We start from the raw sequence: 12766 nt of genomic DNA on the forward strand, positions 1-12766 counted from the left end.
TGGGTCGGCTGGACAATAATCACCGGCAATTCCTTTTCGGCGCAGACTTCCACCAAACCTCGTTCGTAACCACCGGTTGCCTCAACCAGGATGCGCGTAAGGTTGTAACGCGATAGCTTTTTGATTAATTCACGAATCCCTTCTGTGGTATTGGGATACTGCAAATAAACATCGAGCTCGAAAATGCAAACATCCAGTGTGCTTTTTCCAATGTCAATTCCTACATTTCTTTCACTGCGATCAATGTGTGCGGCGGTAGTTGTATTCATAACTCACCCTTGCTACATTCGGGCTCGGAGCCCATTCGACTGTTCGAGTTAAAAGTAGAATCAGCAAGGCGCCCACGCTTGTTAACGGACTCGATGATTCGGTTCCGGCGTTGCACCGGGCTACCTTGCTGAATACCTGTTGCTGCAGGTATGGGCTTCACCTTATCGCTTTAAGAATGATAAGAAAACTGGTGAAATCAATCATACAATGCGTTCCAGCACGCAAGCTACGCTTGCTGGACAGTTTGTAAGTAGCGCTTATGTGGTTTTGCTGCGCAAAAGTATTCCACAACGCACAACTTACAAACTGCCGTTGTGCTTAACGTTAAGCTATTGCGTAGCTGGTACAGCTTCAATAAGCAAAAAAAGTATAGGAGTTTATGTGTATCAAAAAGATGATTACAACAGCGAAGAGTTTAGAGCGGAGCTTAACAAGTGCACGCTTTTTCAACTGAAATATCCAAGAGGAGGGCATTATAACGATGGATATGAGTTGCTAGGAAAATTACTTTTTAACGACAGTAAAGCTCTAATGGAAGGGTTAAATTCTATAGGGGCCGAATATTTTTTGCATAAAGAAAAACCTGAATCTTGGACCCCTCCGCCCTTTTACTTAGAAGGGCATCAATATTGGATTGAGTATAATAGTTTTTTTGAATGTTTTGGGTATAAAACACACATCTGCATTGGAACAGGCACTTCTGATTTTTCAATCGAATTCAATTTAAGAACGACTAGTTGGTACGATGTACTACTGGAAGACGTAAAGCGTGTAGTTGCATTCGAAAAAGTTCTTATTTCTCGTGGTGTGTTGTCATCCATAAAGGCTTAACAAGCGACTGTGGTAAAAATATCTGCTGCGCAAAGGTGCCCCGCAAAACCACGAGTTAAATTCTGCCGTTTATTACGGTATTACAAAGTATCAACACAAGGAGAAATCTATGGAAGAAGTTGGAATAGTTCGAATTTACCTGTTAAGAGGCATGTATTTTCTTATCGCTTTGGGGCTTGGTCTCTCGGTCATTCCTCATGTTGTCACTGCATCCGGGAGCCCTGTCGATCCTCACACGGTAATCAATTCAATACTCATAGGCTTTTTCATCATGGCGCTATTGGGTATTCGATATCCACTCAAAATGTTGCCAATTCTTTTTCTGGAGTTCATCTGGAAATTATTTTGGCTACTGGTATTTGCACTGCCCATGTATTTAAACCATGAACTCGATCAATACGCCCGTGATGTGGCGTTTGCATGTGTTATGGGCGTTGTTCTTACACCATTAGTCATACCTTGGCGCTATGTTATAAAACATTATTTTGTGGCAAAGGGTAGTGCGTGGCGATAATTTTCAGGTCATTAAGGAGGATGTATGTACAAAGCCAACAATAAATTTTTAATCGCCGCAGCAATTTGCACTGCCTTTGCTGCACTGGCTCATGTCGGCTGCATTATTTTTGGTGCGGATTGGTATCGATTTTTTGGGGCAGGTGAACAAATGGCGCAGATGGCAGAGGCGGGGCATTCATATCCGGCGGTGGTGACTTCGGTGATCGTTATTTTTTTAGCGATCTGGTCCCTTTATGCGCTGTCCGGCGCGGGGGTTATTCGGCGTTTGCCCTTGTTGCGTTTGGCTTTGTGCCTTATCGCCAGTATCTTTTTAATTCGTGGTATTTCTTTTGTGATGTTAATGCCCATGTTTCCCGAAAATAGCCTGACGTTTTGGCTGGTGAGTTCAGGGATTTGTTTAATTATCGGTATTTTTTATGCGGTAGGAACCTATCAGCGGTGGGCGGAGTTGAGTGGTAAACACGCTTGAGTTTGGTGTCGCTAATGTGCGCCAATAGTTCATTTAAAGTTAATCACTTGAGAGCTGTTTATTGTGGCTACCATTACTGAATTGATAAAAGCAGATGCTATGCGAATGGAAATTCTTAATGTGGTGGAATCCTTAAAATTACCAGACTGTTTTGTTGCGGCGGGTTTTGTGAGAAACCTTGTATGGGACTATCTGCATGGAGTAGAAAACTCTTCGTTGAATGATGTCGATGTAATTTTTTTTGATCGGAATGGACGCATCTGCGAGGCTTCAATAGAACAAACATTGGTTTCGTTGTTGCCCAATGTTAATTGGCAGGTGAAAAATCAAGCCATTATGCATTTGCGTAATGGGGACATGCCTTATTCAAATAGCACTGATGCAATGGCTCACTGGCCAGAAAAAGAAACTGCTGTTGGGGTACGAATCAGTAATGATGGTCGATTGGAAATATCGGCACCATTTGGCGAGGAGATCTTGTTTCTTGGGACTATTACGCACAATCCCAAGCGAGAAGTATCTATATTTTTTAACAGAGTCGAATCCAAACGTTGGCTAAAAACCTGGCCTCAGCTCAAGGTTGTTACTTGCTAAACGTAAGTCTGAAAAATTACTAAAAACCACCTCGTAATATCATGCGGAAATTCAAAAATGAATAAACGTATTCTGGTTATTCTCGGTCATCCTAATGGCAATAGCTTTTGCGGTGCTATGGCAAATGCCTATGTGGAAGGGGCGAATGCTGCCGGGAGTGAGGTGCGGATGATTGCGGTGGGGGATTTGTCTTTTGATCCGGTGCTGCATAAAGGCTATAACGCCATTCAAGAGCTTGAGCCGGATTTGGTGGCGGCGCGGGAATCTATTATGTGGGCGGAGCACATTGTTTTTGTGTATCCCATTTGGTGGGGGGCGATGCCTGCTCTGCTTAAAGGTTTTATTGATCGCATTTTCCTGCCGGGTTTTGCGTTTAAATATCGTGAAGGTTCACAATTGTGGGATCGCCTGCTGGCTGGGCGCTCCGCGCATTTACTGGTCACTATGGATACGCCTGCGTGGTTTTATCGCTGGGTGTATCGCATGCCGGGACACAATCAAATGAAACGTACAGTCCTGGAATTCAGTGGCATAAAACCCGTTGCTATTACCAGCTTTGGCCCGATTCGCGGCAGCTCATTACAGAAGCGACAACGGTGGCTTGAGCAGGCGAAAAAATATGGCGGGCGCGATTGAGATCAAGATACAAAAATGGTAATCCGCGTTGCTTGTTAACAAGCAACGCGGTTACGGAGTGGCGCGGTTACTGATTTACTTCGCGCACAATTGTCATTTTTTCAATTTCTACGCGACGATTGGGGCTTAAGCAGCGAATTAAATCTGCTTTGCCTTGAGCGTCACACATCACCACCGGATCTGCTTCACCGCGGCCTTCTGCGCGCAGGCGGCTTGATTCTATGCCTTTGCTCATCAGGTAATTTTTTACGGCGATGGCGCGGCGTTCGGATAATTTCTGGTTGTAATCATCGGAGCCCAAACGGTCGGTGTAGCCGACGATAACAATTTCATCGGGCGAGCCATCACCTTTTAATGCGCTGGCGATTTCATCGAGTTTGGTTTGCGGTTGACGTACGGCAGAGCTGTCGAAGGTAAATAATTCGTTGGCCGACAAGGTATATTTTTCGGTACGTGGTGGAGGCGGCGGTGGTGCAACCGGTGCGGGCGCAGGTTCTGGTGGTTGTACCACGGCGACCGGCGCTGATGTTGCGCCGAAGCGATACAGCAATCCAACCGATACCATATCAATATCGCCTTTGTTGCCGACGGCGTCGTTAATACGATAGCGTTCCGTTTCTACGCGCATCGCCAATGCATCGGTAAAGGCGTATTGCACCCCGGCACCGAGTTTTAAATTGGTATCGCGTTCTTCCGCGCGTGGGCTAAGCACGTTGACCGCGCCTGTTCCACTAAAGCGATCTTTGGCTTCGGCGTAGTTAACACCGACGCGACCAAAGGCTGAAAATTTTTCACTGAAGGGAATAAAACCCAACAGATCCAGATTAAAACCTCGGAGTTTCATCTCGCCGTCCAGGGTGCCCGCAGGCATGGTGGTGGCTCGATAACTGAATTCACCCAAATCGAAATAACCGGCTTCCAACGCGAAGTTCCGATTGAATTGATAACCACTAAACAGCTTGTAGCCGGTATCGCGGTCGTCGCTATCAATCATGATTTCGGAGAAGCCGCCGTCTAACAAATTTTCGGTGATGCGATCATTGTCGATGTCAGCGTTGGACTGGCCGATATTGCCGCCCAAGTACCAACCCGCATCGTCTGCATTAACAACAGAGCTGGCGGCAGCTGCAAGTGCCATCAGACCAAACATCCCTGACGCTTTAATAAATTTCATAGGTTATTCCTCAGCAATTTTATGACTCCAGTCGCGTCGGCAGTGCAGGGCACGGGCCGACGTCGATGACTGGTGATTATGGGGTGGGTACGTTAATGACGGTGTTAACCATGGTCACGGCGGCGTTGAGGGAAATTACCCTGCCGTTGATGGTGACTACCGCCACATTGCCGTCGGTAGAAATCTCCGCGCCAGCCTGTGAAATAACGGTACCTACCATGGTTCCACCGCCTGCGGCGTTAATGGTCGCTGCGGTGCCCACTTGCCAGAACACGTTCTTCGCTTGCGCGCCATTAACCAGCAGGATGCTCTGCGGTGCGGCGGCGCCAGGGCCACCGACTCTGAGGGTGCTTGCCATCTGGAATACCCAGGTCGCGTTGGTATCACCTTGGGCGTCGAGCGTTAAGTCACCGCCTTCCACCATAAATGAACCCGCAGCAGCGGTATAAACGCCTGGCACTAACACGAGGTTGGCGAGGTTACCCGCACCTTGGTCCGGGCCACCCGGTTGGGCAACAAGGGCGTTATAGGCGATGAGTGCATCGGCGCGCGCTTCGGCGGCGATTGCTGCGGTGTCGGCAGTGCCTTCCGTTGGGCAGGCAACTGTAGGCGATGGTGGTGAGGTGTAGATTTTGCCGTTAACTGTACCGATGTTCAGCGGGGTTTCGGTGTAGATACAACCCACGCCGTTATCGTGAAAACCGGTTACGGCGGTGGACACGGCAGTGGTGCCGATATCGCCATTAATGATGGTCAGAATGCCTTGGTTGGTCGTACCCGCTGAGCCACCGAAGGTGCCGAAGGTGGCTACTGAACCGAGCGGGATCAATACCGGCGGCGTGGTTGAGCAATCCACCGCGGTGAAGTCCCAGCTGTAGTCGGTCGTCATGGCATTGGCGGGGATGGCTGAATCCTTCACGCCGTTTGCACCACCTTTCAGGGTGGCGGTGTAAGTAACACCGGGGACAAGGTCATTGAGTGGATCAAAACTGGCAATGCGACCGGTTGCCGCATCAAGCACTACGGCAGCGGCTATTACTGGTGTCGCGGCAGTCGTTGCTTCAACAATAGTAAAGGTCGATGAGTTAACGCTAATGGGGTTCATACGCACGCCGGATGGCACCATAAAGGTGGCATTAATTGATGCGTCCGGGCAAACATTCCCTGCATTATCGGCAGGAATAGTCGTGGTGACGGAGATATTGCCACCGGCAGTTGCCTCGGCTCTGGTGGTGAACATCCACACATAATCGCTCGCGGCCGGTAAGGCGGCTTGATTGCCTGCCAGCGCATTTTCGGCGATGTCAGTTGCTGCGCTGGTGATTCGCGCGGTGTAAGTGGTGTCTGCCATGAGTGCGGCGGTTGGCGTAAACAACAGGGTTTGGGTGCCCACCGCGTAACTCACATTGCCCGCAGGGTTCACACACGGCGCTGCACAGGTAAGGCTAAAGCTGGTGGACGAAATGCTGGCGGGCGCCATGTTTTCGGAGAACACCGCACTCACCGCCATATTGGTCGGCACACCGGTGGTTGGGCCCGATGAGGTAGTGGCTGGCACAGTAAAGGTTACACGCGGACGGGTCGTGTCAGCCGTGTTGCCGGTAGTAAAGGTCCATACAAACGGGGCGACCAAGGCCGCACCTGTCACCAGGCTGCGAACATCGCTCACGGTGGCGGTATAGGCCGTCATCGGCTCAAGCTGGGTTCCCGGGGTAAGCGTAAAGGTTGCAACGCGATTGGTTGGATCGCGGGTCACCGAACCGGTTGGGCTGGTGCAAGGCGCAGCGCAGGTGAGGGTAAAACTCGCCGGGTCCGTGATAGGTGCGATTGTTTCGTTAAAGTCGGCACTGACAATAGTGTTGTTAAGCGATACCCCTGTGCTGTTCACACCGGGTGCCACCGCCGTAACGGTAACGGCAGTCGACGCCGCACCAGTAGTGAAATTCCAGGTGTAAGGGCTGGGCAGTGTAAGACCTGTCGCCAGGCTTTTAGCGCCGGTGATGGTCACAGTGTATTGGGTCATGGCCATTAAATCGCTGGCGGGCGTGAAGGTGGCGATACGGTTAGTGCTATCCACACTCACTGTGCCTTCCGGATTGGTACAGGGCGACAGACAAGTCACCGCGACACTCGCGCCATTGCCGACAACCGTTACCGCTTCGTTAAACGTAGCGCTAATCATCGGGTCGTAAACGAGTACGTTGCTGGCATCTCTGGCGGGCGTTATGTTGGTGACCGAGGGAGCCAGTGCCGCATCGGCGCTGGAGCCCAGTACGTCATCTTTGCCGCCGCAAGCGGTCATCAGGGTAATAGCGCATACCGGGATGATCCATTTAAGTCGCGAAGAGTAGTTGTGTAATTTATTCATGGTTGGCCGTCCTGGTTATGATTTTGATGCTGAACCGATTCGCGCGCGCTTATACAAAACACTCGCGCAGAAATTGTTGGTGGATCAATGGCGCGTAAGAAAACAAAAAGCCTGCGCGCTAAAAAATTAGCCGCGCAGCAATTGAAGGGAATGCTACAGAAGGAGGGGGTTTATCTCTGTTCGCCTGCGCACTTAGCGTGGGGCTGGCGCGGGATAGTTTATTGGCAGGCTTATCGGCACTTTTGCCTTGTGTGTGCTTGGGGCAAATGCCTTGTTGTGCGCTGGGGGCAAACGCCCGGGTAAATAATCACTGGTTTATTTTTCTTGCGCCTGCACCGCGATAATTTTGCGCAGGGCATCGATTACCATTTGATGATCCACTTCTTGCGCCAAGCCCGACACAGTTACAGCGCCAATCAAGCCGCTATTTTTAATGCGCAGTGGAAAAGAACCACCGTGTGCGCAATATTGTTTTGGGTCCAAATGGGGGATGGTTTCAAAGTCGCGATTTTTGGCGGCATTGTATTGGCCGGTGTAATAAGAGCTGTGACTAAAACGCATCACCGATTGGCGTTTGCGGTTGATCCAGTCTTGATTATCTTTATTGGTGCCGGGCATGAAATAGCTAAATAACACCTGCTCAAAGGCATAGATTTCTATCGCGATGGGCGCGGCATGTTGGTCGGCAGCACTTTTAATTAAAGTGCCCAATTCCCACGCCGTTTGGTTATTGAAATAACGCAGTTGCAGTTCGTCTTCCTGGGCTAATAATTTTTTTAAAATGTCGTTGTTCATTGTCAATGCTTCGTTGGCTGTTGGGTGCCCGGTATTTTGGCGGGGCAGGGCCGGGCTTTCAAGCGGCGATTGCTTGACTGCTATGTGCGCCTTAATTTCACTGGTGCTATTGTGCGCCGCGCAGTACTCTTGAGTGTGCGTGGTGTTAGACGCCTTGCGCTGGGTGTTTTTGAATAATAAATTGTCGCCCCTTTGACTAGCCAATGATCCCCCTACCATGCTGGAATTTTATAAAAAAGCGCTGTTGGGTTTAGCCTGTTTGCTGGTACTCAGCGTGCTTGTTGGATACCTGTGTGTGCAGCGCACGTTTTTGCATCTGTCACTTTTGCCTGCACCGCAGAGTGAATTGCCCTGGGCGACTGAAACCGGAGGCGACGCTTATTGGGGCGGACTTTCATCGGTAAAGATTAACGATGCCAACTACAGCCTCGATGTGGATATGAAAGTGTCCAACAAGGTTGACCATCCCTTTGCGTCGGTATCACTGCGCTTTAGCGATGCGCAGGGCAAGCCGCGGTTAGTTGATTTATCCTCGTTTCAAACCATTTCCTTTAGTGCCAAATGCGCACCGGCCAATGTCTTGTCCTTTAGTTTGAGTGCGGTGGATGAAAAGGTAACCGATCCAAACGACCCGCTAAGTTATCGCTCGCCCTCGGCGTTTTTTTCCTGCGATGAAAATTGGAGTCAGGTCGAGCTGGATTTGACCCGGCTGGAAACGGCGCAGTGGTGGCTGGAGCGGTTTCATCTCAAATTGTCGATGAAGGAGTACCAGCTCAATCAGGTGGCCCGCTTGATATTTGGTAGCAGCCCGCAAAGCCCGGCAGAGGTGAATGCGCGCATCCAACTGAATGAAATCAGTTTGCATGGTCGCGATTGGTATTATCTGTACCTGTTCGGGGTGTTTATGCTGCTGGCATGGGGTGGCTGTGGCGCGTGGTTTTTTCGCCAGCACACCCGTGCCCTGATTGCCGAGTTGCGCCATCGCCAGCAAAAAGACCGGCCTCTGGTGGCCTACCAACAGCTTTCGGTAGAGCCGCAGCGCGATAAGGATACCGATGCAATTTTGCGTTTTCTGGCAACCGAATACGCCAATGCCGAGTTGAGCCTGGATGTGATGGTGAACCGCATTGGGGTGAGCCGCACCAAAATTAATGACATCCTCAAGGCGGAGTTGGGTTATACCTTTACCGGTTATTTAAACAAATTGCGCCTCACCGAAGCGGCGCGTCTGCTCGCGGAGAAAGAGGAGGTGAATATCGCCGAGATTGCTTATCTGGTGGGTTATAACAACGTATCCTATTTCAATAAGTTGTTTAAAGAGGAATACGGTTGCACACCCAAGACCTTCAAGAGCCTGTGCAATAAGTAATCATTGCTGTCTGTCCGCTAGCTAATTTGTCAGCTAAAACTTCAATAAAAACGAAAAAAACTTCAACTTTTGACAATTTGAAGGCTTTTTCGGAAAAGCGTTACTGATATCTCCTTGTTTTTAATAGGCTTGTTCACACACGCAGACACCTTGGTCGGCAGTGACCATCGGCTGTGAACCCCTACTAAAAATAAGCATCGAGATATAGGTCATGAGAGTAATAAACGTGTTCGCCATGTTGGCAAGGATGTCACCGTCGTCTGCCTGTGGCAGCGGCTCATCCTCAGCGCACCCAACCTCCAGTACCAATACCCTTGCCTTCGCACTCGCCCTGTCCTTTGCCCAACCCAGATCGGTTGCGCTGAGTTCCAGCCTTGCCAGTTGATTGATGGTTGCGCAGTAACCACCCCCGGCGCTCATATCGCGTAAGTCCGGTAACTTTTTAGCCCTCTTTGCCAGTGTCCATTTCGTGCGTGGACACTGGCTTTTTTATTTATCTCCCCTCCGTTTTGTTCTCCCTATTCTTCGCGCCCTGTTCAGGGGGCAATTTTAAGTTTGTCTTAAGTTTACTTGGCTAAATTCGCTCGGATCAGTTGTGTCAAAACGAGTTTGCATAAGTAGATGAATAAGATGAATAAAAAGCATTGGCTGTCGTTTGGGTGTGTTACTGGCCCCTATGTGTATCTGTTCCGCATGGCTTTCCTTGGATTGGTTCTGCTCAGCGTGAGCCGCATGCTGTTAGCCTTGTGGCAAAGCGAGCGGGTAATGGCGACTGGTCTGCTGGCTGACATTCTGCTTCAAGGTGTACGTGCCGATATTATTTTACTTTCCCTCTGGTGTGTTCCTGCCGTGCTGTTGCTGCCGTTCTTATCCTATTGGCGCCGGCTGTGGTTCCCGTTCACTTTTTATTGGGCCTGGCTCGGGCTGGCGCTGATAGTGTTTATCGAGTTGGCCACACCGGCGTTTTTATTGCAGTTTGATGCGCGCCCCAATCGTTTATTTATTGAATATCTCCGCTACCCCAAAGAAGTTTTTTTAACCTTATTATTTGGTTTTACTACGGCATTTATTGCGGGCACCTCGCTAACGGTTTTGCTCGGTGCGCTGCTGTATAAAGTATTGCGTGTGCGTGAATCCCACGTAGCGCTTTGGTCGCTGCGTAAAAATATAGTTGTGTGGCCATTGGTGGTGCTGGCGTTATTGATGGGGGTGCGTTCCACCACCGATCATCGCCCGGCAAACCCGGCTTTTTTTGCGATTACGGGCGATGCCATGGTGAATTCGCTGGTGATTAATTCCGGCTATTCGGTGCTCTATGCCATTTACAATATGAAGCACGAAGCGCGCTCCAGTGAAATGTATGGCAAGTTATCAACTGCCGACATGTTGTCGCGCAGTTTGGATTGGCCCTGGTTAAAAAATTATGAATTTACCGACAAACAATATCCGACCTTTCATTACCAGCGCGCGTTAAATTCACCTGCCAAACCACTCAATGTGGTCATTGTGTTGCAGGAGAGCATGGGCGCAACCTTTGTGGGGGCGCTCGGCGGTGTGGGGGTGACTCCCGAGTTGGATAAATTGGCCGATGAAGGTATTTGGTTTGAGCGGCTTTATGCCACCGGCACCCGTTCGGTGCGCGGCATAGAAGCAGTAGTGGCAGGTTATCCGCCCACACCCGCGCAGAGTGTGGTGAAACTTTCCAAAAGCCAGCGTAATTTCACCACGCTTGCCTCGGTGCTGAAAGCCGCCGGTTATACCACGCAATTCATTTATGGCGGTGAAGCGCACTTCGATAATATGCGCAGCTTTTTTACCGGCAATGGTTTTAGTCAGATTGTGGATCTACACCAAATTAATGATCCGGTGTTTGTGGGTAGCTGGGGCGCCAGCGATGAAGATTTATTCACTACCGCCCATCAACAATTAACCCGGTTACATCAAACCGGGCAACCATTTTTCTCGCTGATTTTTACCTCCAGCAATCACGAACCGTTTGAATTTCCCGACGGTCGAATCGCCTTGCACGAAGAGCCCAAGGCTGTGGTGAATAATGCGGTGAAGTATGCCGACTGGGCCATGGGGCAATTTTTTGCCAAGGCCAAACAAAGTGAATACTGGCAAGACACAGTATTTCTTATTGTTGCGGATCACGATAACCGGGTGTACGGCAATAATTTAATTCCGGTGGAAAAATTCCATATTCCCGGGCTAATTTTGGGGGGCAGTGTTAAGCCAAAACGTATTAGCGAACTGGCGAGTCAAATCGATTTGGCGCCCACGCTGTTATCGCTTATGGGCGTATCCAGTTGTCACACCATGATTGGGCGGGATTTTATTGCCGACCCCAACAGCCCCGGTCGCGCACTCCTGCAGTTTGACGATTATTTTGCGTTAATGGAGCCAGAAAAAATCACTCTGTTAAAACCGGATTCCAGTGCCGTCATCGCCCAGTACAACGAAACAAACGAGACACTGACGCTGCTGCGCCCCGCGCAAGCGGAAGAACAATACAAAGCGCTGGCGCAGGTGCAATTGCCTTCCTATTTATACCGCGAACAAAAATATGGACAGGGTCAGCGCTGTGCCCCCATGGCGGCTAAGGCGGATTAATTATTTCACATTGACTACGCGCACCTCATCGCCACTGCGAATGGCTGCCTTTGTCAGGAAGCGCCTATGCAGAGGGGCTAGAGCTGATCAGATTCTGGTTTGGCGGGGGCGGCCTTGGTGAAGTGGGATTTAAACGCGATGATCAAACCGGAAATCGCCACTATGAACATGCCAATCAGGCTGGTGCCGTCGGGGATGGTACCGAAAATCAGCCAACCCATTAGCCCCGCCCAGAGTAGTTGCAGATAGGTCATAGGTGCCAGCACCGAGGCGGGTGCATGGCGATAGGCGAGGGTGAAGAGATAGTGGCCCAAGCCGCCGGTTAGCCCCATGCTGAGCAAGAGAACCAGTTCCATAGTGCTGGGCGTTTTGTCCTCCCAGTACCAGGGCAGGGCGAGGCCGAAAATGATGGAGCCAATCAATGCAGTGTAAAACAGCAGGGCGATGGCTTTTTCGGTGCTGGCGAGTAGGCGTGACAGCAACTGATAGGTCGCGTTGGAGCAGGCGGCCATCAGCGCAAAAAATACCCCCAGTGCATCCAATCCGCCGCCCGGGCGGGCAATCAGTAATACCCCGACAAACCCGGTCACTATCGCCGCCCAGCCCCAGCCGCCAATCCGTTCGCTCAGCAGTGAGCCTGCCAATAACGCAACCAAGGTGGGGGCGAGGAAGTTGATCGCCGTGGTTTCAGCCAAGGGCATACGCTGCAGCGCCATGCCCATGCACAGCGATGAAAGTGTGAGCGCCAGGCCGCGCAAAATCACCAACCCGGTGCGCTGGGTTTTAACCAGTTGGGTGGAGTGGCGCGGTGCGAGAATAATCAGCATCACCGAGCAATGCACCAGGTAGCGCATGGCCACCACAAAGGGCACGTTGTAATGGCTGGTCAGGTATTTGGTGATGCTGTCCATGCAGGTGAAGAGAAAGAGTGCGGCGGCGGCGAGCAGGAAGCCCTTGAGGATGTTGTGCGGCAAGTGTGAATGTTGTGGCTGCGTAGCGGTCGTCCGGGTTGCCTCCAGTGTGGACGGAGACGTCGGAGACTGTCCGTTAGGGGAATCGCTCATTGCTCGTTATCCAATCGCCGCACAAAAATAAGTCGGATTAATAATAGCAGCAATGGCGGTGACCCGG

13 protein-coding genes are annotated in these 12766 nt (G+C 50.5%); 7 read left to right on the top strand and 6 right to left on the bottom strand.

The genetic code is table 11. The features are described 5' to 3' along the window. A partial coding sequence (locus O59_RS19070; RefSeq protein WP_157152654.1) for a transposase occupies positions 1-269 on the bottom strand: 269 nt, incomplete at its 3' end. A gap of 139 nt (positions 270-408) precedes the next feature. On the opposite strand from O59_RS19070, the gene O59_RS21740 reads away from it, so the two are divergent. The 5 genes from O59_RS21740 to O59_RS19095 all read left to right on the top strand — a co-directional run bounded on the left by O59_RS21740 (position 409) and on the right by O59_RS19095 (position 3316). Continuing rightward, positions 409-1101, top strand: a complete 693-nt coding sequence (locus O59_RS21740) for a hypothetical protein (RefSeq protein WP_007645669.1) — start codon at positions 409-411, stop codon at positions 1099-1101. A 109-nt stretch (positions 1102-1210) separates the two neighbouring features. Further along, complete coding sequence (locus tag O59_RS19080; RefSeq protein WP_040393586.1) at positions 1211-1615, top strand: hypothetical protein; 405 nt, start codon at positions 1211-1213, stop codon at positions 1613-1615. Positions 1616-1639: 24 nt separating this feature from the next. Beyond that, positions 1640-2086, top strand: coding sequence for a hypothetical protein (locus tag O59_RS19085; protein ID WP_007645672.1), 447 nt, complete (start codon positions 1640-1642; stop codon positions 2084-2086). Between the two features lie 63 nt (positions 2087-2149). Then, on the top strand, positions 2150-2680 hold the full coding sequence (locus O59_RS19090; protein WP_007645674.1) for a nucleotidyltransferase family protein: 531 nt from the start codon (positions 2150-2152) through the stop codon (positions 2678-2680). Between the two features lie 57 nt (positions 2681-2737). Further along, the gene (locus O59_RS19095; protein WP_007645676.1) at positions 2738-3316 is read left to right on the top strand and encodes an NAD(P)H-dependent oxidoreductase; all 579 of its coding nucleotides are present in this window, start codon (positions 2738-2740) and stop codon (positions 3314-3316) included. A gap of 67 nt (positions 3317-3383) precedes the next feature. On the opposite strand, the gene O59_RS19100 is transcribed toward O59_RS19095, so the two are convergent. The 3 genes from O59_RS19100 to O59_RS19110 all read right to left on the bottom strand — a co-directional run bounded on the left by O59_RS19100 (position 3384) and on the right by O59_RS19110 (position 7653). Beyond that, positions 3384-4490: an outer membrane beta-barrel protein gene (locus O59_RS19100; protein WP_007645678.1), complete on the bottom strand. Its 1107-nt coding sequence runs from the start codon at positions 4488-4490 to the stop codon at positions 3384-3386. A gap of 76 nt (positions 4491-4566) precedes the next feature. Next, positions 4567-6858 (bottom strand): Ig-like domain-containing protein, encoded by a 2292-nt coding sequence (locus O59_RS19105; RefSeq protein WP_040393587.1) that lies wholly within the window; start codon positions 6856-6858, stop codon positions 4567-4569. A 315-nt stretch (positions 6859-7173) separates the two neighbouring features. Then, a complete protein-coding gene (locus tag O59_RS19110; protein WP_040393644.1) occupies positions 7174-7653 on the bottom strand; it encodes a heme-degrading domain-containing protein in 480 nt (159 codons plus the stop codon). A 217-nt stretch (positions 7654-7870) separates the two neighbouring features. Between O59_RS19110 and O59_RS19115 the strand changes: the two genes are divergently transcribed. Beyond that, positions 7871-9022 carry an AraC family transcriptional regulator gene (locus O59_RS19115; RefSeq protein WP_007645688.1) on the top strand — a complete coding sequence of 384 codons (1152 nt, stop codon included), beginning with the start codon at positions 7871-7873 and terminating at the stop codon, positions 9020-9022. Positions 9023-9142: 120 nt separating this feature from the next. Here the strand turns inward: O59_RS19115 and O59_RS19120 are convergent, their stop codons facing one another. Next, the gene (locus O59_RS19120) at positions 9143-9442 is read right to left on the bottom strand and encodes a hypothetical protein (protein ID WP_040393588.1); all 300 of its coding nucleotides are present in this window, start codon (positions 9440-9442) and stop codon (positions 9143-9145) included. Positions 9443-9652: 210 nt separating this feature from the next. On the opposite strand from O59_RS19120, the gene O59_RS19125 reads away from it, so the two are divergent. Next, positions 9653-11635: an LTA synthase family protein gene (locus tag O59_RS19125; protein ID WP_007645691.1), complete on the top strand. Its 1983-nt coding sequence runs from the start codon at positions 9653-9655 to the stop codon at positions 11633-11635. A 77-nt stretch (positions 11636-11712) separates the two neighbouring features. On the opposite strand, the gene O59_RS19130 is transcribed toward O59_RS19125, so the two are convergent. Next, positions 11713-12699: a DMT family transporter gene (locus O59_RS19130; RefSeq protein ID WP_157152655.1), complete on the bottom strand. Its 987-nt coding sequence runs from the start codon at positions 12697-12699 to the stop codon at positions 11713-11715. Between the last annotated feature and the right edge of the window lie 67 nt (positions 12700-12766).

Source organism: Cellvibrio sp. BR (assembly GCF_000263355.1).
GTDB lineage: Bacteria > Pseudomonadota > Gammaproteobacteria > Pseudomonadales > Cellvibrionaceae > Cellvibrio.